Origin of the sequence: Cellulomonas sp. Root485 (assembly GCF_001426705.1) — a bacterium.
GTDB lineage: Bacteria > Actinomycetota > Actinomycetes > Actinomycetales > Cellulomonadaceae > Cellulomonas.
Genome location: NZ_LMFC01000002.1, coordinates 613,887 through 638,020 on the forward strand (window position 1 = coordinate 613,887; position 24,134 = coordinate 638,020).

The window sequence follows — 24,134 nt, forward strand, 5'->3', positions numbered from 1 at the left end:
CATCTCCCCCGCGGTACGCGTTGTGCGCGTACGAGCACCCTTTTTCGCGAGTCCACGGTACTGCGCGGGGGACAATTCCTGTCAAGGTGCGCAGATCGGACGGTGCGGAGCGCCCGTCAGTCCACCCGCAGGTCCAGGCCCATCGCCTCGATGATCGTGACGGCCTGCGGGAGCGTGATGATCGCCCGGTCGAGGGTCACCGTCGTGGGGTCGATGCCCGCCAGGTCGCTGCCGCGCAGGTCGCAGCCCGTCAGGTCGGCTCGGTCCAGCCACGCGCCGGACAGGTCGCAGTCGCGCAGCGTGCCGCCCGCGGCCCGGACGCCGGTCAGGTCCGCCTCGCGCAGCCGCACGCCGGTGAACGACGCCGAGTGCAGGTCCGCCTTGACCAGCGAGACGAACGACCAGTTGCCGCCCTCGATCTTGGCGATGTCCCAGGTGCAGTCCTCGAACCGGGAGCCGATGAGCTTGCACCGCTCGAACCGGACGTCGAAGAGCGTGGACCGCGTGAACGTGCAGTTCATGAACGCGGCGTCGGTGTGCACGGAGGCATTGAGCTTCGCGTGCCGGAACACGCACTCCTCGAACACCGCGCCCACCCCGAACGCCTCGGTCAGGTCGAGGTCGACGAACTCCACGTTGCGGAACTCCTGGCCGGACAGGTCCCGGGCGTACCAGTCCTCCCCGCGGACGGTCGTCGTGGTGGTCGGGGGAGCGGAGTCGCGCTGCTCGGTCATGCGTCGATCATGGCGGGTGAATCCGTGCCGGCGGATCAGGTGGCCGGGCCGGTCTCCTCGAGCAGCCGGAGGGCGGCGCTGACGCGGGGGTTGCGCTGCGGGTCGGCGTCGATCCCGAGCGTCGCGTACATGCCGTTGACGTGGTTCTGCACGGACTTCTCGGTGATCCCCAGCCGGTCGCCGATGCCCGCGTTCGAGAGTCCCGAGGCCAGCAGCCGGAGCACCTCGTACTGCCGGTCGGTCAGCCGCGCGACGTCGGACCCGGCCCGCGGCGTCATCCGGGCCAGCAGGGCGGGATCGAGCACCGTCTCGCCGACGGCGGCGGCGCGCACCGCGTTGACCAGCACCTCTTCGCTCGTCGACGACGTCTTCGACAGGTAGCCCCAGCCGGCGGCGACGTCCGCGGGCAGGTCCAGCAGGAGGTCCATCGCGTCGTGCGCGGACAGCAGGAGGATGCCCAGGGTGGGGGTGCTGCGGCGCAGCGTCACGCCGAGGGCGATGCCGTTGCCGTCGGGAAGGTCGATGTCCAGGATCACGCAGTCGACGGTCCCGGGACGCAGCACGCGGGCGGCCTCCGTGGCGGTGCCGACGGCAGCGACGACCTGCAGGCCGGCGGTCCCGGACAGCGTGTGCTCGAGCATCGAACGGAACAAGGGCTGGTCCTCGACGATCGCGACGCGGAGGAGGCCGGTGCTGGGAACTGTCATCGCCGCCAGTATCGTCTGCGGCCGGGTCCGACGCGCGGGCTCACGCGGGTGGACGATGAACGTCACTCGATCGCGGACGGAGGGGAGCACGATGGCTTCGTCCTCGAACGACTCCGCCGCCGTCGTCGCGGAGCGGCGGCACGACGACCGGCAGGACCGGATCGTGCTCCTGCGGGGGTCGGCGATCATCGCGCTCGGTTACGGGGTCGGCGCAGCGCTCCAGTCCACCTACGTCTACGCGAACCTCGTCCCGGCGTGGGAGTCGGTGTCGCTCGGGTCCCGGCTGGCGGCGAACGCGACGGCGGTCGTGGTGCTCATCGCGGTCCTCGCGGCCGTGCAGGCCCACCGGGCGCGCCCGTGGTGGCTGAAGATCCTCACCGTCGTCGGCGCCGCGACCGCGGCGGGCGTCGCCCGCTACCTGGCCCAGCTCGCCTTCGGCGTGTACGAGGACCCGACCGAGTCGACGCGCGACGCGGAGGTGCTCAGCGGGTTCCTGCTCGGCGTCATCTCGGCGGGCATCGGGATGTGGGCGCTCACCACCCGGCAGATGTCCCGCGCCCGGACCCGGGCGGCGACGCGGGAGGCCGTCCACGTCGAGCTGGCGGTCAAGGCGCTGGAGCAGGAGGAGATCCGGGTGCGCCGCGCGGTGGCCGAAGGGCTGCACGGCACGCTGCAGTCGAAGCTGATCCTGGTCGACGCCCGCCTCGGCGAGGTCCTCGGCCGCGCCGACGGTCTGGACGCCGCCGACGTGGAGTCCTTGGCCTGGGTCCGTGCCGAGCTCGACGAGGCGCGCGAGATCGACGTGCGCCAGATGAGCCGGCTCCTGTACCCGGACCGCCTCGAGCTGGGGCTGGTCCCCGCGCTCCGGGCGCTGCTGGGCCGCCTCCCCGCGAGCATCGCGACCCGCCTGACGGTGAGCGACGCGGTCCGGTCGATCGACGACCCCACCTGCTCGCGGCTGACGGTCAGCGAGCGGCTGCTCGCCGTGCGCGTGGTCGAGGAGGCCGTGTCGAACGCGCTCAAGCACGGGCCGGCGACGTCGGTCGCCGTCACGCTCGACGTGGTGGACGACGTCCTGCACGTGAGCGTGCGCAACGACGGCGACCTGTACGTCCCGGCGTCCGCCGGCCTGCCGTCGGGCACCGCCCGCCTGGACACCCGGCTCTCCTTCGTCGGGGGCCGGCTGTCGCTGACGCCGGGCACCGAGAAGGGCGCTCACCTCGAGGCGTGGCTGCCGCTGGGCGCAGGTCTGGTCTAGATGGACTGCTGTCACAAGTTGGACGACTGTCCTACTTGACGGATGTGCCGTCTATGTGCTGGGTGAAAGAATCCGGCAAGCCGGGCGGGCGGGGTGCTGCCACCCAGAGCCGATCGGGTGATGCTGCCGATGTCACCTACGTTCGCGGTCGACCGCCTCTCGGCGTGTCTCCGTGAGCGGGTCTCGGTGAGGTGCCGATTCCCCGCACCTTCCCGATCAGGAGATCACCATGGCTTCCACCACGTCCAAGAAGTCGCGCAAGGGTCTGGCTCTCGGCCTGGCCGTCCTCGGCGTCGCCGGCCTGTCGCTCGCGTCGGCCGCGACCCTCACGCTCAACTCCGCGACGCTCGGCAGCGGCGTCAAGGTCGTCGCCTCCTGCGACACCGACGGGATCGACGTCTCCTACGGCACGTCCTTCCTCGCCACCATCCCGGGCTACCGGGTCACCACCGTGACGCTGAAGAACGTCGACGCCTCGTGCGCCACCAAGACCGTCACGGTGGACCTGCTCGACGGCATCACGGCGTCGGCCGTCAGCATCGGCAACGTCGCGCCCGTCGCGCTCACGCTCACCACCGGCACGTCGCAGGCCCTGACCGTCGTCGGCACGGTCGACGCTGCCGCGGTCAAGGGCGTCGCCGTCGTCATCAACGGCTGACCTCGACCTCCTAGGTGACCGAGACCGAGCACGACGAAGCACCCGGCGCGTCCGTCGCGCGCCGGGTGCTTCGCGCTGCTCCGGGTCTCCTGGGGTACGTCGTCACGATCGTCGCCGCGATCCTGCTCTGGCCGACGAGCCTCGGCGGCTGCACGACCCTGACGATCGTGTCGGGGCACTCGATGGAACCGACCTACTACACCGGCGACCTCGTGATCGCGCGGTGCGGTGAACCCGAGGTCGGCGACGTCGTGGTCTACCAGCCGGCGACGCTCGGAGGCGCCCGCATCATCCACCGGATCATCGGCGGCGACGCGGACGGCTGGGAGATGAAGGGCGACAACAACAGCTGGGTCGACCCGTTCGCCCCGGCGGGCGACGAGGTCCTCGGGGTGGCCAGGATCCACCTGCCGAAGGTGGGTCTCGCGGCGGCGCTGCTGACCAGCCCGCTGCTGTGGCTGAGCCTGCTGGTCATCGCCCTGGCGATCTTCACCTGGCCCAGCGCGACCGACGAGGACGACGACGACGAGGACGGCGGCGACGTCCCTGCGCACGGACCGGGTGTCGACGAGCAGCCGCTCGCGGTCGGAGCGGCACCGTGACCGCGCGGCGGGTGCGCACGCTCGTGATCCTGCTGGTCGCCGCCCTGGTGGCGACCGGGATCGTGGGTGCGAGCGCTGCTCAGCTCACCGTCGGGTCCGCGACGCTGCTGTCCATCAGGAAGGCGCCCTGCACGACGGCCACGGTCGCGGTGACGCACGGGCTCATCAGCACGACCGACCAGAAGACCTCGTCCGTCGTCGTCACGGTCCCCGCCTCGTGTGCGGGGCTGCCGCTCGCGCTGCGTCTGTACAAGGCGGGCGGGGTGGCAATCCACACCGCAGACCTCACGGTCGCGTCGGCGTCGGCGCCGACCACCACCATCACGCTGGCCACCGTCGACCGCTACGCGCCGTCGGAGGTCGTCGGGGTCGCGATGACCCTGGGGACCTGGGGCGTGCGGACGGCCTGGACGTCGACGGCCGTGACCGTGCCGGCGCTCTCGTGCGCGGTCGTGCAGGGCAACCCGAACTCCACCTGCGTCGCGACGGTCACCAGCGCGACCGAGTGGGGCTACCCGACGACCACCGACTTCCTGCGCTCGATCACCATCAGCTCGACGTCGAACTCCCCGGTGACGTGGCAGCTCACGATCAACCTCTCGGACCCCGGCTTCCCGTTCCTCGCGAAGGCGCTGGCCGACGGGCAGGGCGGTCTCGTGCTCGTCAGCACGTCCGGCTGTGGGGCCTCGCCGCGGACGGTCACCGTGCAGGGCACCACCGCGTGGGGCGGCTACGAGAAGGTGTCGTCGGACACCCCGCGGCAGCTCGAGGTGCACGGCTACGCCAGCAACCAGCCCTCGACCATGCTCCTCAACTGCCCCTGACGGGTCACTCCACCGGCGACAGCTCCGGGCGCTTCGGCGAGCGGTCGTCACCCGACGACGTCCCGCGCAGCCGCCGCGTCGCCCACGGGTAGAGGTGCTCGCGCACCCAGGCGGCGTCCTCGCGGGCCTTCTGCATCCGCGGGGTGGGCGGCAAGGGGGTGAGCGGGTCGTCCCAGGCGGCGTCGTCGGGGGTCAGGCCGAGCCCGACGAGTGCGCCCTGCGCCACGCGGGCGTGCCCGTCGGTGGTCAGGTGGATGCGGTCCTCGGCCCACATCCGCCAGTCGCGCAGGGAGCGCATGCCCCACAGGTCCACGACGTAGGCGCCGTGACGGCGGGCCATGGACCAGATGAGGGAGTTGTAGATCCCGACGCGGCTGCGGGTCGCCTTCATCAGCGGGCTGTCGGCCGCGTCGACGCCCGTGCCGAGCAGCACGTCGACACCCGCCTCGCGCAGCCGGACGACGCCTGCCTCGAGGTTGCGGGCCATCCGGTCGACGTCGGCACCGGGCCGGAGCAGGTCGTTGCCGCCGCCGACGAGGCTCACCAGGTCCGGGCCGAGGGCCAGGGCGGCCGGGACCTGCTCGACGAGGATCGGACGCAGCAGCCGGCCGCGGATCGCGAGGTTCGCGTACTCCAGCTGCGGCTCTCCCGCGGCGCTGCGGCGGGCGGACAGGTGCGAGGCGAGCAGGTCGGCCCAGCCGCGCTGCGGGGCCTCGCGGCCGTCGGGGTCGTCCCAGAGGCCCTCCGTGAACGAGTCGCCGATGGCGACGTACCGGGACCAGCGGGGTGTCGGGGCGGCTAGCACGACGGACATCCTGCCCCGACGGTCACCCGAGCGACCAGTCCACCGGCTGTGCCCCCTGCGCCACCAGGAGCTCGTTCACGCGGGAGAACGGCCGGGACCCGAAGAAGCCGCGGCTGGCGGACAACGGGCTCGGGTGCACGCTCTCCACCGTCGGCACGTCCCCCAGGGAAGGCTTGAGCGACTGGGCGTCGCGTCCCCACAGCACCGCGACGAGCGGTCCGCCGCGCTCGACGAGGGCGGCGATCGCCCGGTCGGTCACCGCCTCCCAGCCGTGCCGACGGTGCGACGCGGGCGCGCCCGGCCGGACCGTGAGCACCCTGTTCAGCAGCATCACGCCCTGGTCCGCCCAGGGGGACAGGTCCCCGTTGCGCGGGGGCGCGACGCCGACGTCGGCCACCAGCTCGGTGAAGATGTTGGTCAGCGACCTGGGCAGGGGCCGGACGTCGGGCTGCACCGAGAACGACAGCCCCATCGGGTGCCCCGGCGTGGGGTACGGGTCCTGCCCGACGATCAGCACGCGCACGTCGGCGAGCGGTCTGCGGAACGCCCGCAGGACCGCGTCGCCCGCCGGCAGGTAGCTGCGGCCGGCCGCCACCTCGTCGCGCAGGAACTGCCCTGCGGCACGCAGCTGCGGCTCGACGGGCGCGAGCGCGACGGCCCAGTCGGGGGCGACGAGCTGGTCCAGGGGTGCGGCGGTCACGCGGGCGAGGGTACCGAGTCGCCGGTGCGCGAGCGCGAGAGCGGCACACGGGGGACGACGCGCCGCGTGGAATGACACGCGTGTCATTACGGTCGTACGATGACCGAGGTCGCCCCGCGGTACACCGCGTCGGAGGCCGAAGGGCAGCACCACGAGAGCACAGGAGGACGCATGGACGCCGCGACGATCGCCATCGGATCGCTCGAGCACCCCCGCAGCGTCCAGCCGGCCTCGGCCGAGGGGCTCTCGGAGCGCGACGAGCAGGTCCTCGCATTCGAGCGGCAGTGGTGGAAGTACGCGGGTGCCAAGGAGTCGGCCATCCGTGAGCTGTTCGACATGTCGGCCACCCGGTACTACCAGGTGCTCAACGCCCTGATCGACGACCCGGCGGCCCTCGCGCACGACCCGATGCTCATCAAGCGACTGCGGCGCATGCGCTCGTCGCGGCAGCGGGCGCGCACGGCACGCCGCCTCGGGGACGCCTGATCCGCCCCGGTGGGCGGTCCGTCCGACGTCCTCGCACGTGACACGGCACACGTCGTGCCTCAGGTGGACCCGTCCTCACGACCCGAGCCGTTAGCCTGTCCGGCGTGAGCAAGGCGGAGTACTCCTACCCCGAGGACGAGTTCGATGTCCCGTCGAACCCTGACGTCCCCCGCGGGGTGCATCGCGCACCCCGGTCCGTGTGGAGCAGGTGGTGGAAGTTCCTGGTCGTCCTGGCCCTCCTGCCCGTGCTCGCGTTCACGCTGGTGAACCTCGCAGCGCGCGACGGCAACCTCCCGTCGCTCCCGGGCACCTCGAACTCGCCCGAGGCGGGCGACGAGACCACGACGGAGCCCCCGACCGAGGGCGAGGCACCGGCGGACACGGAGACGACGCCCGCCGAGGAGCCTGCCGCCCCGGCTCCCGTGCTGACCACGCCGGTCGCCGTGCTCAACGCCGCCGGCATCGGCGGGATCGCCGGGGAGCAGGCCGCGAAGCTCACGGCCGCGGGCTTCACGGCGGTGACCACCGGCAACGCGGACCCGACCGAGGACGACTCGACCGTCTTCTACACGTCGGAGGACCTGCGGCCGACCGCCGACCTCGTCGCGCAGACGCTCGGCCTGACCGAGGTCGTCCTGCTGGCTGCCGACGAGCCGGGCATCACCGTGCAGCTGGTCAGCGATCCCGACGCCTGACCGAGCCGCATCGGCCCTGGTCGGAGCCCGAACGCGGCCACTAGGCTCTCGCGCACCGGGCGCCGGCGGAGTGCTCGGCACCGGACGTCGAGGAGTGCGCATGGCTCAGGGCATCGTGAAGTGGTTCAACGCGGAGAAGGGGTACGGCTTCATCACCCCCGTCGGGGGAGGCCAGGACCTCTTCGTGCATTTCAGCGCCATCCAGTCGGACGGCTACCGGTCCCTCGACGAAGGCCAGGACGTCGAGTTCGAGGTCGGCCAGGGCACCAAGGGGCCGCAGGCCGAGCAGGTCCGCGCCATCTGACCGTCGTCCGTGCGGGCCGTGCACCCCCCGGTGTGCGGCCCGTCGGCGTGTCAGTCCTCCAGGGCGTCGAGCGCGAGCAGCACGCACGCCGCGCTCCAGCCGAGCGGCGCCACGGCGGCCGGGGAGCCGTCGGCGAGGACCTTCTCCGGGAGCGACCCCGACGGGGTGCGGTGGGTGTCGAGGAACGTGAGCCAGCCGTCGGCGAGCTCGGTGTCGCCGGTCTCCGCGGCCACCCACGCGTAGAGCGAGGTCTGCGGGGTCCAGGAGACGCCGTCGTCGCGCCACCCGGCGCCCGGCGCGAGGCCGTTCGCCGGTCGCACCATGGTCGTCGCCGACGCCCGCCACGCCTCCTCGACGCCGGGGACCGCGCTGGTGAGGAACGGCGGCAGCAGGAAGGCGCTGGCGGCGTCCGCGTGGCCGCCGACGGCGTACCGGGCGAACCCGGTGGCGCCGAACGCGCGGATCACGGCGACCTTGGAGCGGATCGACGCGTCGAACGCGGACCGGGACAGCGCGTCGTCGCCGGCGAGGTCCAGGACGACCGAGGCCTGCTGCAGCCCCGCGACCAGAGGGGCGACCGTGCCCAGGGTCAGCGTGTCCTCGGGCACCTCCCAGTAGTCGGGCGACGCCGGCGGCAGGCCGTCGAGCGCGACCAGCGAGATGGCGTACCGCGCGGACCGCTGGACCAGCGGCAGCAGGCGCTCCGCGGCCTCGGCGCGCTCGGCGGGGCCGGCGATCTCCGCGAGCACGAGCCCCGACGCCCACAAAGCCCAGCCGGTGCCGTCGGTCTGCACGCCACGGTCGTCCGGCGGGCCCGAGCCGTCGGGGAGGTACCGCGCCTCGAACGAGCCGTCGGCGGACTGGACGCGGTCGAGGAAGCCGAGGATCTCGAGGGCGTCGTCGACGTGCCCGGTGCGCGCCAGGGCGACGGCGACGAACGAGGCGTCGCGCGGCCACACGTACCGCCACTTCTCCGACCAGGCGGCCACCGCGGCGCCGTCGGGGAGCTGCAGCGCGTGCAGGTCGAGCAGCGCCGCGCGGGCCATGTCCTCGTACGGTCCGCCCGCACCCGGGACGGTGCCCGCGGCGAGCCAGGCCCGCTGCCGGTTGGCGACGGACGCGGCAGCGGTCACGGTCGCGCCGCGCTCCCCGGCCCGCGATCCGGCGACCACCCGCGCGAGCGTCGAGGCGGCCGGGTCCACGACGTGCGTGCCGGCCAGGAACGTCGCGTCGGTGCCGACGGCGAGCGGGACCCGCCGACCGCCCGGCAGCGTGGTGAGGCCCTCGAGATAGAGCGGGATGGTCGCGTACGCGGGGGCGGCCGGCTCGGCGACCACCACCGGCACGGCCGGGGCGTCGGTGGCGAGCGCACCGGTGGGCGCGGTGGCGACGAGCAGGGTCGACCCGGTGGTGACGAGGGCGGTCGCGACGAGTGCGCCGGTCCGGCGGCGGCGGTGCGCGTGCCGGCCGTGGTGTGCGGGCGCGACGACGCCCGCGGCGGGACGGCCGCGGTTCTCGACGTCCTCGTCGTGATCCTGCACACGCGCACGATAGTCGGGTCGTGCTCCGGCGCGGGCGGCCGCAGCCCCGGGCGAGGGTGCGCGACGGGGCCCAAGGCCGGTCTGTCGGGTCGCGCTGTGGGTGAACGCTGCTTGCACTCTCGGGGGTCGAGTGCTAACCATTGACTTAGCACTCTCCGGTGGAGAGTGACAGAACCACCACGGCCGTCCGGTGAGGGCCGTCGCACGCGGGACAAGACCGCGGGTGACGTGCCCGTCCGTCGCGGGCACCCTCGGCCGACCCGAACCCAGTGAAGGATCACAGCCCCATGGCCAAGATCATTGCCTTCAACGAGGAGGCCCGCCGCGGCATCGAGCGGGGACTCAACATCCTCGCCGACACCGTCAAGGTCACCCTCGGCCCGAAGGGCCGCAACGTCGTCCTGGACAAGAAGTGGGGCGCCCCCACGATCACCAACGACGGCGTCTCCATCGCCAAGGAGATCGACCTCGAGGACCCCTTCGAGAAGATCGGTGCGGAGCTCGTCAAGGAGGTCGCCAAGAAGACGGACGACGTCGCGGGCGACGGCACCACCACCGCCACCGTGCTCGCCCAGGCGCTCGTGCGCGAGGGCCTGCGCAACGTCGCGGCCGGCGCCAACCCGATCGCGCTGAAGAAGGGCATCGAGAAGGCCGTCGAGGCCGTCACCGCTGCCCTGCTCGCGCAGGCGAAGGACGTCGAGACCAAGGAGGAGATCGCCGCCACGGCCGCCATCTCCGCCGGTGACCAGGCGATCGGCGACCTGATCGCCGAGGCCCTGGACAAGGTCGGCAAGGAAGGCGTCATCACCGTCGAGGAGTCCAGCGCGCTGGGCCTCGAGCTCGAGCTCACCGAGGGCATGCGCTTCGACAAGGGCTTCCTGTCGGCGTACTTCGTGACCGACCCGGAGCGTCAGGAGGCCGTCCTCGAGGACGCGTACGTCCTGCTCGTCGAGTCGAAGATCTCGAACGTCAAGGACCTGCTGCCCCTCCTGGAGAAGGTCATCCAGGCCGGCAAGCCGCTGTTCATCGTTGCCGAGGACGTCGAGGGCGAGGCCCTGGCCACGCTCGTCGTCAACAAGATCCGTGGCCTGTTCAAGTCGGTCGCCGTCAAGGCCCCCGGCTTCGGCGACCGCCGCAAGGCGATGCTGCAGGACATGGCCATCCTCACCGGTGGCCAGGTCGTCTCCGAGACCGTCGGTCTCAAGCTCGACACGGTGGGCCTCGAGGTCCTCGGTACGGCGCGCAAGATCGTCGTCACCAAGGACGAGACCACCATCGTCGAGGGCTCCGGCGACGCCGCCCAGATCCAGGGCCGCGTCTCGCAGATCCGCGCCGAGATCGACAACTCCGACTCGGACTACGACCGCGAGAAGCTCCAGGAGCGCCTCGCCAAGCTCGCCGGCGGCGTCGCCGTCATCAAGGCGGGCGCGGCCACCGAGGTCGAGCTCAAGGAGCGCAAGCACCGCATCGAGGACGCCGTGCGCAACGCCAAGGCGGCCGTCGAGGAGGGCATCGTCGCCGGTGGTGGCGTGGCGCTCATCCAGGCCGGCAAGACCGCGTTCGAGGGCCTCAAGCTCGAGGGCGACGAGGCGACCGGTGCGCAGATCGTGAAGCTCGCGATCGAGGCTCCGCTCAAGCAGATCGCGATCAACGCCGGTCTCGAGGGTGGCGTCGTCGTCGAGAAGGTGCGCAACCTCCCCGTGGGTCACGGCCTCAACGCCGCGACCAACACGTACGAGGACCTGCTCGCCGCGGGCGTCAACGACCCGGTGAAGGTCACGCGCTCCGCGCTGCAGAACGCGGCGTCCATCGCCGCGCTGTTCCTCACCACCGAGGCCGTCGTGGCCGACAAGCCGGAGCGCAACCAGGCGCCGGCCGGCGGTGGCGGCGAGGACTTCGGCGGCGGGTTCTGATCTCGCGCTGAACCACACGGACGGGCTGGTCACCTTCGGGTGACCGGCCCGTTCGTCGTCTACTGCCGGTAGCTGGACAGGAAGTTGCCCATGCGCTCGATGGCTTCGGCCAGCACGCGGGCCTCCGGGAGCGTGACGATGCGCAGGTGGTCCGGGGTGGGCCAGTGGAAGCCGGTGCCCTGCACCAGCAGGATGTGCTCGCTGACGAGCAGGTCGTAGACGAGGCGGGCGTCGTCGCGGATCTCGTGCACCTCCGGGTCGAGGCGCGGAAACAGGTAGAGGGCGCCGTCGGGCCGGACGCAGTCGACGCCGGGGATAGAGGTCACTCCGCGGTAGGCGACGTCGCGCTGCTCGTGCAGCCGGCCGCCGGGGGCGATCAGCGCGTCGATGCTCTGGATCCCGCCGAGGGCGGCCTGGACCGCGTGCTGGGCGGGGACGTTCGGGCACAGGCGGGTGGACGCCAGCAGCGTGATGCCCTCGAGGAAGCCGGTCGCGTGCTCGCGGGGGCCGGTGATGACGAGCCAGCCGGAGCGGTAGCCGGCCACGCGGTACGTCTTGGACAGGCCGTTGAACGTCAGGCACAGCAGGTCGGGGGCGACCGTGGCCATCGGGATGTGCTGGGCGCCGTCGAACAGGATGCGGTCGTAAATCTCGTCGGAGAGCACCAGGAGGCTGTGCTCGCGGGCGATCGCGGCGATGCCCTCGAGCACCTCGCGCGAGTAGACCGCGCCCGTGGGGTTGTTCGGGTTGATGACGACGATCGCCTTGGTCCGGGGGGTCACCAGCGAGCGGATGTGCTCCAGGTCGGGCTCCCAGCCGGCGGGCTCGTCGCAGCGGTAGTGGACGGGCACGCCGTCGGACAGTGACGTCATCGCGGTCCACAAGGGGTAGTCCGGCGAGGGGATGAGCACCTCGTCGCCCTCGTCGAGGAGCGCCTGCATGACCATCGTGATCAGCTCGGAGACGCCGTTGCCGAGGTAGACGTCGTCCACGTCGATCTCGGGGAAGCCGGGCTCCGTCTCGTACCGCGTCACCACCGCGCGGCGGGCGGACAGGATGCCGCGGGAGTCGGTGTAGCCGTGCGCGTGGGGGATCGCGGCGATGACGTCGCGCACGATCTGGTGGGGGGCCTCGAACCCGAACGCGGCGGGGTTGCCGGTGTTCAGCCGCAGGATCGTGTGGCCCTCGGCCTCGAGGCGGACCACCTCGTCCAGGGCGGACCCGCGGATCTCGTAGAGCACGTTCTTGAGCTTCGACGACTGGTCCAGCGGACGGTGCAGCGGCATCTGTCGAGAGTATCCGGCGCTGTGACTCGACTCGTGACGGAACTGAGCCCGACCCGAAACAGACCGTTTACGCGGGCTGGTCTGTGCCCGAAACACCCCGTCCCTAGGTTCGTCACCCATGGGCACAGGGATGTATACAGCGCGGGACACAGCGCGGTGTCGTGCGTCATCCCGGCCCGAGTCCGGATCCGCCCCACAGCTCGTCTCCAGCGAAAGGCCTCTCCGTTGACCAGATTCAGTACGCGCGCTCTTGCCCTCCCGGCGGCCGCCCTGACCGTCGCCCTCGCGGTGGCGGGGTGTGGCGCCCGCACCTCCGACGACCCGGCCGACGCCGGGACGGCGGCGTCGGCCTCGTGCGTCGACACGTCCGGCGACACCGTCAAGATCGGCTTCCTCAACTCGCTGTCCGGCACCATGGCCATCTCCGAGCAGACCGTCCGGGACTCCCTCGACCTGGCCGCCGAGGAGATCAACGCCGACGGCGGGGTCCTGGGCAAGCAGCTCGAGATCGTCGCCGAGGACGGCGCCTCCGAGCCCACCGTGTTCGCGGAGAAGGCCGAGAAGCTCATCTCCTCCGACTGCGTCGCCGCGGTGTTCGGCGGCTGGACGTCCTCGTCCCGCAAGGCCATGCTCCCCGTCTTCGAGGCGAAGGACTCCCTGCTGTTCTACCCGGTCCAGTACGAGGGCCTGGAGGCGTCGCCGAACATCTTCTACACGGGTGCGACGACCAACCAGCAGATCCTGCCCGGCATGGACTACCTCAAGGAGCAGGGCAAGTCGAAGATCTTCCTGGTCGGCTCCGACTACGTCTTCCCGCGCACGGCCAACAAGGAGATCGTCGCCTGGGCCGGCGCCAACGACGTCGAGATCGTCGGCGAGGAGTACGCCCCGCTGGGCCACACCGACTTCGCGACGATCGTGAACAAGCTCAAGGGGTCCGGCGCGGACGCGGTGTTCAACACCCTCAACGGTGACTCCAACGTCGCGTTCTTCAAGGAGTACAAGAACGTCGGGCTGTCTGCGGACACCCTCCCGGTCGTCTCGGTCTCCATCGCCGAGGAGGAGGTCGGTGGCATCGGCATCGACAACATCGTCGGCCAGCTCACCGCGTGGAACTACTACCAGACGGTCGACAGCCCCGAGAACACCACGTTCGTCGAGGCGTTCAAGGCCAAGTTCGGCGACGAGCGCGTGACGTCCGACCCGATGGAGGCGGCATACACGTCGCTCTACCTCTGGAAGGGCATGGTCGAGAAGGCCGAGTCGTTCGACGTCGCTGCCATCCAGGAGGCGGCCGGCGGCGTGACGTTCGACGCCCCCGAGGGCACCGTCACGGTGAACGGCGACAACCACCACATCGCGAAGACCGCGCTCATCGGGAAGATCGGCCCCGACGGGCTCATCTACACCGAGTGGTCGTCGGACGGTCCCATCGAGCCGGACCCGTTCCTCGAGGGCTACGACTGGGCCGAGGGCCTGTCCTGACCCATCCCTGACGCGGTGGCCCGGCGGCTCTGTGACGCCGGGCCACCGCCCCTCATCCAGGAAGGACGGGTCGGATGGACGCCCTCGTCTCACAGCTCTTCGCGGGCCTCAGCCTGGGGTCGGTGCTGCTGCTCGCGGCGCTCGGCCTGGCGCTGACGTTCGGTCAGATGGGCGTCATCAACATGGCGCACGGCGAGTTCATGATGGCCGGCGCGTACACGGCGTTCGTGGTGCAGGGTGTGATCGCCGACGCGGGCGTCTCCCTGCTGGTCTCGCTGGTCATCGGGTTCCTCGTCGGCGGCCTGCTCGGGCTGCTCCTGGAGATCACGCTCATCTCGCGCATGTACAAGCGGCCGCTGGACACGCTGCTGGTGACGTTCGGCGTCGCCCTGGTGCTCCAGCAGCTGGCCCGCGACGTGTTCGGCGCCCCCAACGTGGACGTCCGCGCCCCCGCGTTCCTGTCCGGTGCCGTGCAGATCCTCGGCGTCGGCATCCCCAAGACGCGGCTGTTCATCCTCGCGCTCGCGCTCCTGTGCGTGCTGGCGCTCTCCCTCGTGCTCAAGCTCAGCCCGCTCGGCCGGCGCATCCGGGCCACCGTGCAGAACCGGGACCTGGCCGAGACGTCGGGCATCTCGACGCGTGCCACCGACCGGCTCACGTTCTTCGTCGGCTCCGGCGTGGCCGGCGTCGCGGGTGTGGCGCTCACCCTGCTCGGGTCGGTCGGTCCGACGCTGGGCACCAACTACATCGTCGACGCGTTCCTCGTCGTGGTCGTCGGCGGCATCGGGCAGCTCAAGGGCGCCGTGATCGCGGCGTTCGCGCTCGGGCTGCTCCAGGCGGGCTTCGAGTACTCGACCACCGCGAGCATCGCCAAGGTGCTGCTCTTCGTCGTCATCGTCGCGTTCCTGCAGGTCAGACCGCAGGGCCTCGTCTCGGTGCGGACCCGGAGCCTCGCATGAACCCCCGCATCCGGATCTGGGGCGGCCTCGTGATCGCCGCCCTCCTGCTCTTCGGCGTCGCGCCGGCGATGCTCTCCGACTTCCGGCTGAACCTGCTCGCCAAGTTCTGCTGCCTCGCCATGGTCGCCGTCGGCATCGGCCTGGCCTGGGGGCGCGGCGGGATGCTCGTGCTCGGGCAGGGCGTGTTCTTCGGCCTCGGCGGCTACCTCATGGCGATGCACCTGAAGCTCTCCGACGCCGGCCCCGGCGGGGTGCCTGACTTCATGCTGCTGTACGGCGACGGCACGGTGCCCGGCTGGTGGGAGCCGTTCCGGGACCCCGTCGTCACGATCCTGGCGATCCTGGTGCTCCCCGCCCTCGTGGCCACCCTGCTCGGGCTCGCGGTGTTCAAGCGCCGGGTCCGCGGCGCGTACTTCGCGATCCTGTCGCAGGCGCTCGCGGCGGCGTTCGCCATCCTGCTGGTCGGCCAGCAGAAGGTGACCGGCGGCACCAACGGGCTCAACGGGTTCCAGTCGTTCTTCGGGTTCACGCTCTCCGACCCCGTGAACAAGCGGATGCTCTACTTCATCGCCGCGGGCGTCCTGCTCGCGATGGTCGCGATCGTCCGGCTCGTCATGAACTCCCGCTACGGCGAGCTCCTCGTGGCCGTGCGCGACCAGGAGAACCGCGTCCGGTTCCTCGGCTACGACCCCGCGATCGTCAAGACCGTCGCGTACGCGATCGCCGCCTGCTTCGCGGCCATCGGTGGCGCCCTGTTCACGCCCATCGTCGGGATCATCTCGCCGGCCGACGTCGGCGTCGTGCCCTCCATCGGGTTCCTCGTCGGCGTCGCGATCGGCGGTCGGGCGACCCTGCTCGGGCCGGTGCTCGGCGCGATCGGGGTGTCGTGGGCGGAGACCTCGCTCTCGGAGTCGTTCCCGTCGTTCTGGATCTACTTCCAGGGCGCGCTGTTCATCCTCGTCGTCGCCTTCCTGCCCAACGGGCTGGCGACGCTGGGCCGCCTCTTCCGTCGACGGCGCGCCGCGCCCGAGGAGCCCGAGGCTCCGGTCGCCGAGCCCGCCGCCCTCGAGACCTCCGGGAAGACCTCATGAGCGACGAGATGCCGACGACCGCCGCACCCCTGATCGGCGAGGGGTCGCTGGACCCCGACGCGCTCGAGCAGGTGATCGCCGCGGACGACGCCCGGTTCAAGCACGACTACCTGGAGATCCGGGACCTGCGGGTGGTGTTCGACGGTTTCGTCGCCGTGGCGGGCGTCGACCTGACCGTGACGCAGGGCGACCTGCGGTTCCTCATCGGACCCAACGGCGCCGGGAAGACCACGATCGTCGACGCCATCACGGGGCTGGCGCCGGCGACCGGGTCCATCCGGTTCGGCGGCGTCGAGCTCGTCGGGAAGCCGTCGCACAAGGTGGCCCGGGCGGGGGTCGGTCGGACGTTCCAGACGGCCAGCGTGTTCGACGAGCTCACTGTGCTGCAGAACCTCGACATCGCGGCGGGCTCCCGTCGGAAGGCGCGCGTCATGCTGCGGCGTCGGACGGGGATCCCGGACGCCGTCGAGGCCGCGTTGGAGACCGTCGGTCTGACGCACGCGCGCGACTCGCTGGCCGGGGTCCTGGCGCACGGGCAGAAGCAGTGGCTGGAGATCGGGATGCTGCTCGTGCAGGACGCCCGGCTGCTGCTGCTCGACGAGCCCGTCGCCGGGATGAGTCAGGCCGAGCGCGAGGAGACCGGGCAGCTGCTCCAGCGGATCGGCGCGCAGCGCACCGTGGTCGTCGTCGAGCACGACATGGAGTTCCTGCGCAGCTTCGCCTCGTCGGTGACCGTGCTCCACCAAGGGTCGGTGCTCAGCGAGGGGACGGTCGCGCAGGTGCAGGCGGACCCGAAGGTGGTCGAGGTGTACCTGGGCCGTGGGGCCGGGGCACGAGGAACTGGAGCGTCGGATGCTTGAGCTCACAGGGGTGCACGTCGGCTACGGCCGCACGTCCGTCGTGCACGGGGTCGACGTCGAGGTGGCCGACGGTGGCGTGACGGCGATCATGGGCCACAACGGTGCCGGCAAGACGACGCTCCTGCGGGCGGCGGTCGGGCTGCTGCCCGTGCGGAGCGGGCGCGTGACCCTGTTCGGCGAGGACGTCTCTCGTCTCAGGCCGCACCAGCGCGTCCGCCGGGGGCTCGCCTACGTGCCGCAGGGCCAGCAGTCGTTCGGCCAGCTGACGGCCCGGGAGAACCTCCAGCTCGTCGCCGACGGTGCCGGGTCCGCCGGGGCGTCGCGGATGGCCGATGCGCTCGACCTGTTCCCCGCGCTGCGCGAGTTCCTCGGCCGACGCGCCGGCCTGCTGTCCGGCGGCCAGCGCCAGCAGCTCGCCATCGCGCGTGCCCTGCTGACCGGGCCGCGCGTCCTGATCCTCGACGAGCCCACCGAGGGCATCCAGCCGTCCGTCGTGCAGGAGATCGAGCACGCCATCGGCACCCTCAGCGCCGGCGGCCTGTCCGTGCTGCTGGTCGAGCAGCACGTCGGGTTCGCGCTCGGGGCGGCGGGGCAGTACTACGTGCTGGAGTCCGGTCGCGTGACGCGCTCCGGCGCCGGGGGTGCGGACCAGGAGGCCGACGTGCGCGCCGCGATGGCCCTATGAGCTGGGAGGTCTACGCTTCGTGACCATGAGCACGGGTGGGACGACCGGGCTGTCCGAGGATCCGCGATCGCTGCGTGACGTGGTCTATCAGCAGCTGCGCGACGAGATCCTCAACGGACGCATCTCCCCGCGGGAGCGGCTCACGGAACCCAAGCTCGGAAAGCTCTTCGACGTGTCCCGCACCCCCGTCCGCGAGGCGCTGTCCCGGCTGCTGTCCGACGGGCTCGTGGAGCGCACCGACTTCGGGTACGCCGTCGTCGTGCCCAGCCTGGAGGACCTGCGCAACCTGTACGAGCTGCGCATCACCCTGGAGCTGCGCGGCATCGCCCGGGCCATCGAGAATCCGCAGGTCCGGCACGACGAGGAGCTCCTGCGCACCGAGCGGGAGAAGTGGGCCGAGCTCCGCGACGCCCCGCCCGAGCCTGACGCCAGCTTCGTGCTGTTCGACGAGGGGTTCCACCAGGTGCTCTCGCGGTCGTCCGGGAACACCCAGCTCACCGGCGCCCTGGTCACCGTGAACCAGAAGATCCGGGCCGTGCGCATGCACGACTTCGTCGAGACCGACCGCATCACCGCGACCATCGACGAGCACCTCGAGATCCTGACCCTGGTGCTCGCCCGGGAGCTGCCGTCGGCCCTGACCGCCCTGCACAAGCACGTGGGGGAGTCGCTGGAGGTCGTCATGGAGCGCGCGACCCAGTCGATGACCCGCATGGCCCTGGCGGGCTGACTCGCCCGCCCCGCACCCGCCACCCCACCGCAACGTCCGCACATTCGGTCGCCAGGACGCTCGAATCCGCGGACGCTGCGTCGGTCCAGTCGGGACGTCCGCACTCGTGGGGGTTCCGGCGCGCCCGAGTGCGGACGTTGGGGTGGTAGGCGTAACGCACCGTTTACGCGAGGGCGCGGGGCGGGAAACACGGTCTCCGTAGCGTGCCGGATACCGGGGTGTATACATCCCGCGCCGGGCGCCCCACGGACGAGCCCGGCCCACGCACGACCGCATCCGGGGGACGCCGTGTTCGACACCCTGCTCGTGGCCAACCGCGGCGAGATCGCCGTCCGCATCCTGCGCACCGCGCGCGACCTCGGCCTCAAGACCGTGGCGGTGTACTCCGACGCGGACGCGGCGGCCCCGCACGTGCGGCTCGCCGACGTGGCGGTGCGCCTCGGCCCCGCCGCCGCGAGCGAGAGCTACCTGCGGCCCGAGCTCGTGCTCCACGCGGCCGCCGAGACCGGCGCCGGCGCGATCCACCCCGGGTACGGGTTCCTCTCGGAGAACGCGCAGTTCGCCCGCGAGGTCGAGGCGGCCGGCATCGCGTTCGTCGGCCCGACGGCGGCGCACCTGTCGGTGTTCGGCGACAAGCACCAGGCACGCGAGGCGGCGCAGGCGGCGGGTGTCCCGCTGGTCGCCGGCAGCGGGCTGCTGGGGTCGGTCGACGAGGCGCTCGCAGCGGCGTCCGTCGTCGGCTACCCCGTCATGGTCAAGGCTGTCGGCGGTGGTGGGGGCATCGGCATGCAGGCGTGTGCCGACGCCGACCAGCTGGTGGCAGCGTTCGACCGCGTGCAGCGCCTCGCGGCGGCGAGCTTCGGCAGCGCCGGGGTGTTCCTGGAGCGGTTCGTGTCCCGGGCGCGGCACCTGGAGGTGCAGGTGTTCGGCGACGGGGCCGGCCGGGTGGTGAGCCTGGGGGACCGCGACTGCTCGTTGCAGCGGCGCAACCAGAAGGTGGTCGAGGAGGCCCCGGCGCCCGCACTTCCCGACGAGGTCCGCGCGATGCTGCACGAGTCCGCCCGGGCGCTCACCGCGTCGGTGTCCTACCGGTCCGCGGGCACCGTCGAGTACGTGTACGACGTCGACCGCGGCGAGGCGTCGTTCCTCGAGGTCAACACCCGACTGCAGGTCGAGCACCCGGTGACCGAGGCCGTGACGCGCGTCGACCTGGTCGCGTGGATGCTGCAGCTGGCGCAGGGCGACTCGTCGTTCCTGGACGAGGTGCCCGACGAGGGACCGGCGATCGAGGGGCACGCCGTCGAGGTCCGCGTCTACGCCGAGGACCCCCGCAAGGACTACCAGCCCAGTGCCGGCCTGCTCACGGAGGTCGTCTACCCCGAGGACCCGTCGGTCCGGATCGACGCCTGGGCCGAGACCGGGCAGCAGGTGACCAGCCACTACGACCCGATGCTCGCCAAGGTCATCGTGCACGCGGCCGGCCGCACCGAGGCGTTCGCGGCGTCGCGTCGCGCGCTCGCCGCCACCCGGTTCACGGGGGTGCAGACGAACCTCCCGCTGCTGCGCGTGGCCGTCGCCCTGCCGGACGTGCTCGCCGCGACGCACACCACCGGGACGCTCGCGGGCGTCACCGACGACGAGCCCTACATCGACGTCGTGCGTCCCGGCGTGATGACCACCGTGCAGGACTGGCCGGGACGGCTCGGGTACTGGGACGTCGGCATCTCCCCGTCGGGGCCGATGGACGACCTCTCGTTCCGGCTCGGCAACAGCGCGCTGGGCAACGCCGACGGTGCGCCCGGGCTGGAGTGCACGCTGACCGGACCGCGCCTGCGGTTCAGCCACGAGACCGTCGTCTGCGTGACGGGTGCGCCGGCGCCGGTGACCGTCGACGGGTCGCCGGTGCCGCAGTGGGAGCCCGTGACGGTACCCGCCGGCGGCGTGCTCGACGTGGGCGCTCCGCACGACGCCGGCCTGCGCACCTACGTCCTGCTGCGCGGCGGGCTCGACGTGCCGCTGTACCTCGGGTCGGCGTCGACCTTCTCGATGGGCGGCTTCGGCGGGTACACCGGCCGCGCGCTCGTCGTCGGCGACACCCTCGTGCCCGGGATCCCGCTCGGCCCGCCACCGGTCGCGGTACCCGAGGAGGTCCGGCCGCAGCTGGTGCACGAGTGGGAGGTTGCGGTCCAGGAGGGACCGCAGCCGGCACCCTCGTACTTCACGCCGGCGGACATGGAGATGTTCTACGCCTCCACGTGGCAGGTGCAGACCCACGCCAACCGCACCGGCATCCGGCTGACCGGGCCGAAGCCGCAGTGGGCGCGGCCCGACGGGGGCGAGGCGGGCCTGCACCCGTCGAACCTGCACGACAACCCGTACTCGGTCGGCGCGCTGAACGTCTCCGGAGACACCCCGATCCTGCTGGGTCCCGACGGCCCGAGCCTCGGCGGCTTCGCCTGCCCGCTGACGGTCGTCGTCGGCCACCGCTGGAAGATGGGCCAGATCCGCCCCGGCGACACGGTCCGGCTGGTGCCGGTGCCGGACGCGACCGCGGACGCCCTGCGCACCGACGACGCCCTGCGCGCGTCCGCGCACCTCGGCCCGGACGTCGCGACCGGTCCCGACGGTGACGACGGCGTGCTGGCCCGGGTCGCCGGCACCCCCGACGTCGTCTACCTGCGCGGCGGCGACGACAACGTGCTCGTCGAGTACGGCCCGATGGTGCTGGACCTCGGCCTGCGCATGCGAGTGCATGCCCTGGGCGAGGCGCTCAAGGGCACACCGGGCGTCATCGACATCACGCCCGGCGTCCGCAGCCTGCACGTGCACGTCGACCCGTCGGTCATCTCGGTGCGCGCTCTCGTCGACGTCCTGGTCGGGCTCGAGGCGTCGCTGCCCGCGACCGAGGACCTCGTGGTGCCCAGCCGTCGCATCCACCTGCCGCTGTCGTTCGACGACCCGGTGATCGCCGAGGCTGTCGCGCGCTACCAGGCCGGTGTCCGCCCGGACGCGCCCTGGCTGCCGTCGAACATCGAGTTCGTCCGGCGCATCAACGGCCTGCCGTCCACCGACGACGTGTTCGACACGATGATGGCCGCCGAGTACCTGGTGCTCGGCCTCGGCGACGTCTACCTCGGCGCCCCGCTGGCCGTCCCGCTCGACCCCCGGCACCGCCTCATGACCACCAAGTACAACCCGGCGCGCACCTGGACCGCCGCGGACACCGTCGGCCTCGGCGGCCAGTACCTGTGTGTCTACGGCATGGACTCGCCCGGTGGCTACCAGCTGGTCGGCCGAACCGTGCCCATCTGGTCCGGGCACCGGCAGCGCGGGGTGTTCGAACCCGGCAAGCCCTGGCTGCTCCGGTTCTTCGACCGTGTCGTCTGGCACCCGGTCGCCGCCGACGAGCTGCTCGCCCAGCGCGACGCGTTCGCGTCCGGACGCCTGGACGTCGAGGTCGAGCACGGCACGTTCTCCTACCGCGAGCACCTCGAGCTGCTGGCCGAGCACGCCGACGACATCGCCGAGTTCCAGTTCCGGCAGGCCGCCGCCTTCGCCGACGAGCGCGCCGCGTGGGAGCTCGCGGGCGAGTTCGACGCCACCGAGGAGGAACCCGCCCACACGGGAGACCTCGGCGCCGGCCCAGGCGAGATCGAGCTGCTCGACGGCTGCATCCTCGTCGAGGCGCCGATGGTCGGCAGCGTCTGGCGGATCGAGGCGCAGGCAGGCGAGCAGGTCCGTGAGGGCGACCTGCTGATCGCGCTCGAGGCCATGAAGCTCGAGCTTGGTGTCCAGGCACCCGCCGACGGGACGGTGCTGAAGGTCCTCGTCGAACCCGGGCAGCACGTCGCGCCCGGCGCGCCGCTGGCGATCCTGGCGGTGGGCGCATGACGCGGACGACGATGAGCGACGTGACCAGCACGGACGGTGTGACCGGTGAGGCGATGATCCCGACGACGTCCGACGCGGGCGACGACCTCGTGGCCGGTGCTCCGTCGCCCGCCTCCGTCGGTGTCGCGGAGAGCCGCGTGCGTCGCGCCTACGCGCGGATCGCCGAGGTCGACCGACCCGAGGTGTGGATCTCCCTCCTGCCCGAGTCCTCGGCGATCGCCGCAGCCCGGGCCGTCGACGCCCGGCTCGCGGACGGTGCGGTGCTGCCGCTGGCGGGGCTCACGCTCGCCGTGAAGGACAACATCGACGTCGCCGGCCTGCCGACGACCGCCGCGTGCCCCTCCTTCGCGACGGACCCCGCGGGCCGACCGGGTCAGGCACCCGCGACCGCACCGGCCGTCCAGGCGCTGGTCGACGCGGGTGCGGTCGTCCTCGGCAAGACCAACCTCGACCAGTTCGCGACGGGGCTCGTCGGCGTCCGCAGCCCGTTCGGTGCCGTCCGGCACGCCACGCTCCCGGACCGCGTCTCCGGCGGGTCAAGCTCCGGGTCGGCGGTCGCGGTGGCGCTCGGCATCGCGGACATCGGCCTCGGCACCGACACCGCCGGTTCCGGGCGCGTGCCCGCGGCGTTCGGCGGACTGGTCGGCATCAAGACCACGCTCGGCCTCGTGCCGACCACCGGCGTCGTCCCGGCGTGCCGCAACTACGACGTCGTCACCACGTTCACCCGCGACCTCGACCTCGGCGTCGTCGCCACCCGGACGATGATCGGCGCGGACCCGACCGACCCCGCACGCCGGTCGTGGCCGGTCGACGTGCGCCTCGGCCTGCGGTCCGCCCCGGTCGTCGCGGTGCCGCGGGACGAGGACCTCGCGCCGTTGTCGCCCGGCTGGCGGGCCGCGTTCGACGCGGCGGTGTCCTCCGTCCGCGCGACGGGCGCGCAGATCAGGACCGTCGACATCAGCGGCATGCTCTCGGCCGCGCGCCTGCTCTACGACGGCGCGATCGTCGCCGAGCGGTACGAGGCCGTCGGGCCGTTCCTCGCCGGTGCCCCCGACGCCGACCCGACCGTGCTGTCGATCATCCTGTCCGGCCGCGACACGCCCGCGCACGCCTACGTCGCGGACCGCGCCCGGCTGGCCGTCGCCAAGGTCGAGGCCGAGCAGGTCCTGGCCGGCTGCGACCTGCTCCTGCTGCCGACCACCACCGAGCACCCGACGATCGCTGCGGTGCAGGCCGACCCCCTCGCCATCAACCGCCGTCTGGGCACGTACACGAACTTCGTGAACCTCCTCGACATGGCGGCCGTCGCGATCCCCGCGGGGGAGGCCGACGGCGGACCATTCGGGATCACCGTCCTGTCCCGCGCGTTCGACGACCAGCTCGCCCTCGACCTGGCAGCCCGCCTGCTGCCGAGTGCCGACGACACGTCCGCCCCGGCGGGCAAGCCGGCCGACAGGAGCGATGCGGCCCCGCTGCTCGTCGAGACCGGCGTCGACGTCCTCGTGGTCGGTGCCCACCTGCGCGGCCAACCCCTCAACGGCCAGCTCGACGAGCTCGGCGCCCGGTTCCTCCGCGAGGTCCGTACCTCCGACGCCTACCGCCTGGTCGCGCTCGACACCCAGCCCCGCAAGCCGGGTCTGGTGCGAGCCGGCCCGGGTGCGGGTGCGCCGATCGCGGGGGAGGTCTGGCGGCTCTCGCCCGGAGCGCTCGGCACGATGCTCGCCGACCTGCCCGCCCCGATGTCACTGGGCCAGGTCGAGCTCGCGGACGGCACCTGGGTGGTCGGCTTCGGCTGCACGGCCGAGTCCGGGTCCGCCGGAGCCGACATCACGTCGAGCGGCGGCTGGGTAGCGGCGCTGCGGCAGGGGCTCTGACCGCGGGTCCGGATGAGGCCCGTGCAGGCGACCGAGCCGCGAG

At 72.2% G+C, this 24,134-nt stretch carries 22 protein-coding genes; 16 read left to right on the forward strand and 6 right to left on the reverse strand.

Annotated elements, in window-relative coordinates:
• Positions 1-116 precede the first annotated feature (116 nt).
• Together ASD16_RS11470 and ASD16_RS11475 are read right to left on the reverse strand one after the other, a co-directional pair.
• On the reverse strand, positions 117-734 hold the full coding sequence (locus ASD16_RS11470; protein ID WP_055917001.1) for a pentapeptide repeat-containing protein: 618 nt from the start codon (positions 732-734) through the stop codon (positions 117-119).
• 35 nt (positions 735-769) lie between these two features.
• Complete coding sequence (locus ASD16_RS11475; protein WP_055918320.1) at positions 770-1,441, reverse strand: response regulator transcription factor; 672 nt, start codon at positions 1,439-1,441, stop codon at positions 770-772.
• 91 nt (positions 1,442-1,532) lie between these two features.
• Between ASD16_RS11475 and ASD16_RS11480 the strand changes: the two genes are divergently transcribed.
• The 4 genes from ASD16_RS11480 to ASD16_RS11495 all read left to right on the forward strand — a co-directional run bounded on the left by ASD16_RS11480 (position 1,533) and on the right by ASD16_RS11495 (position 4,783).
• Complete coding sequence (locus ASD16_RS11480; protein ID WP_055917004.1) at positions 1,533-2,699, forward strand: sensor histidine kinase; 1,167 nt, start codon at positions 1,533-1,535, stop codon at positions 2,697-2,699.
• 229 nt (positions 2,700-2,928) lie between these two features.
• The gene (locus tag ASD16_RS11485; RefSeq protein WP_055917006.1) at positions 2,929-3,357 is read left to right on the forward strand and encodes a hypothetical protein; all 429 of its coding nucleotides are present in this window, start codon (positions 2,929-2,931) and stop codon (positions 3,355-3,357) included.
• Positions 3,358-3,371: 14 nt separating this feature from the next.
• Positions 3,372-3,959, forward strand: coding sequence for a signal peptidase I (locus ASD16_RS11490; protein WP_055917009.1), 588 nt, complete (start codon positions 3,372-3,374; stop codon positions 3,957-3,959).
• Positions 3,956-4,783, forward strand: a complete 828-nt coding sequence (locus tag ASD16_RS11495; protein WP_055917013.1) for a hypothetical protein — start codon at positions 3,956-3,958, stop codon at positions 4,781-4,783. Before ASD16_RS11490 ends, ASD16_RS11495 begins: the two co-directional genes overlap by 4 nt.
• A gap of 4 nt (positions 4,784-4,787) precedes the next feature.
• Here ASD16_RS11495 and ASD16_RS11500 read toward each other — a convergent pair whose 3' ends face one another.
• The gene (locus ASD16_RS11500) at positions 4,788-5,597 is read right to left on the reverse strand and encodes an SGNH/GDSL hydrolase family protein (protein WP_055917016.1); all 810 of its coding nucleotides are present in this window, start codon (positions 5,595-5,597) and stop codon (positions 4,788-4,790) included.
• Between the two features lie 13 nt (positions 5,598-5,610).
• Entirely contained in the window at positions 5,611-6,288 is a 678-nt protein-coding gene (locus tag ASD16_RS11505; protein ID WP_055917019.1) for a uracil-DNA glycosylase, read from the reverse strand.
• 171 nt (positions 6,289-6,459) lie between these two features.
• On the opposite strand from ASD16_RS11505, the gene ASD16_RS11510 reads away from it, so the two are divergent.
• The 3 genes from ASD16_RS11510 (at position 6,460) to ASD16_RS11520 (ending at position 7,773) form a co-directional block, all read left to right on the forward strand.
• Positions 6,460-6,774: a DUF3263 domain-containing protein gene (locus ASD16_RS11510; protein ID WP_055918323.1), complete on the forward strand. Its 315-nt coding sequence runs from the start codon at positions 6,460-6,462 to the stop codon at positions 6,772-6,774.
• Positions 6,775-6,878: 104 nt separating this feature from the next.
• On the forward strand, positions 6,879-7,469 hold the full coding sequence (locus ASD16_RS11515; RefSeq protein WP_055917022.1) for a LytR C-terminal domain-containing protein: 591 nt from the start codon (positions 6,879-6,881) through the stop codon (positions 7,467-7,469).
• Between the two features lie 100 nt (positions 7,470-7,569).
• The gene (locus tag ASD16_RS11520; protein WP_055917025.1) at positions 7,570-7,773 is read left to right on the forward strand and encodes a cold-shock protein; all 204 of its coding nucleotides are present in this window, start codon (positions 7,570-7,572) and stop codon (positions 7,771-7,773) included.
• Positions 7,774-7,823: 50 nt separating this feature from the next.
• Here ASD16_RS11520 and ASD16_RS11525 read toward each other — a convergent pair whose 3' ends face one another.
• The gene (locus ASD16_RS11525) at positions 7,824-9,314 is read right to left on the reverse strand and encodes a glycoside hydrolase family 15 (protein WP_200942937.1); all 1,491 of its coding nucleotides are present in this window, start codon (positions 9,312-9,314) and stop codon (positions 7,824-7,826) included.
• Between the two features lie 287 nt (positions 9,315-9,601).
• Between ASD16_RS11525 and groL the strand changes: the two genes are divergently transcribed.
• Positions 9,602-11,227, forward strand: coding sequence for a chaperonin GroEL (groL, locus tag ASD16_RS11530; protein ID WP_055917028.1), 1,626 nt, complete (start codon positions 9,602-9,604; stop codon positions 11,225-11,227).
• A gap of 59 nt (positions 11,228-11,286) precedes the next feature.
• On the opposite strand, the gene ASD16_RS11535 is transcribed toward groL, so the two are convergent.
• Positions 11,287-12,513 carry a pyridoxal phosphate-dependent aminotransferase gene (locus ASD16_RS11535; RefSeq protein ID WP_055917030.1) on the reverse strand — a complete coding sequence of 409 codons (1,227 nt, stop codon included), beginning with the start codon at positions 12,511-12,513 and terminating at the stop codon, positions 11,287-11,289.
• 225 nt (positions 12,514-12,738) lie between these two features.
• Between ASD16_RS11535 and urtA the strand changes: the two genes are divergently transcribed.
• From urtA to atzF, 8 genes are all read left to right on the forward strand, one after another.
• Entirely contained in the window at positions 12,739-13,998 is a 1,260-nt protein-coding gene (gene urtA / locus ASD16_RS11540) for an urea ABC transporter substrate-binding protein (RefSeq protein ID WP_055917033.1), read from the forward strand.
• Between the two features lie 74 nt (positions 13,999-14,072).
• The gene (gene urtB, locus ASD16_RS11545) at positions 14,073-14,957 is read left to right on the forward strand and encodes an urea ABC transporter permease subunit UrtB (RefSeq protein ID WP_055917036.1); all 885 of its coding nucleotides are present in this window, start codon (positions 14,073-14,075) and stop codon (positions 14,955-14,957) included.
• On the forward strand, positions 14,954-16,048 hold the full coding sequence (gene urtC, locus ASD16_RS11550) for an urea ABC transporter permease subunit UrtC (RefSeq protein WP_055917038.1): 1,095 nt from the start codon (positions 14,954-14,956) through the stop codon (positions 16,046-16,048). The genes urtB and urtC overlap by 4 nt, the downstream gene beginning before the upstream one ends.
• Positions 16,045-16,908, forward strand: a complete 864-nt coding sequence (gene urtD / locus ASD16_RS11555; RefSeq protein ID WP_235523252.1) for an urea ABC transporter ATP-binding protein UrtD — start codon at positions 16,045-16,047, stop codon at positions 16,906-16,908. The genes urtC and urtD overlap by 4 nt, the downstream gene beginning before the upstream one ends.
• Positions 16,901-17,593, forward strand: coding sequence for an urea ABC transporter ATP-binding subunit UrtE (gene urtE, locus ASD16_RS11560; protein ID WP_055917041.1), 693 nt, complete (start codon positions 16,901-16,903; stop codon positions 17,591-17,593). The genes urtD and urtE overlap by 8 nt, the downstream gene beginning before the upstream one ends.
• 25 nt (positions 17,594-17,618) lie before the next feature.
• Positions 17,619-18,323 (forward strand): GntR family transcriptional regulator, encoded by a 705-nt coding sequence (locus ASD16_RS11565; RefSeq protein ID WP_055917045.1) that lies wholly within the window; start codon positions 17,619-17,621, stop codon positions 18,321-18,323.
• A 288-nt stretch (positions 18,324-18,611) separates the two neighbouring features.
• Positions 18,612-22,214: an urea carboxylase gene (gene uca, locus ASD16_RS11570; RefSeq protein WP_055917047.1), complete on the forward strand. Its 3,603-nt coding sequence runs from the start codon at positions 18,612-18,614 to the stop codon at positions 22,212-22,214.
• Positions 22,211-24,091, forward strand: a complete 1,881-nt coding sequence (gene atzF / locus ASD16_RS11575) for an allophanate hydrolase (RefSeq protein WP_235523253.1) — start codon at positions 22,211-22,213, stop codon at positions 24,089-24,091. The genes uca and atzF overlap by 4 nt, the downstream gene beginning before the upstream one ends.
• Positions 24,092-24,134: the final 43 nt, after the last annotated feature.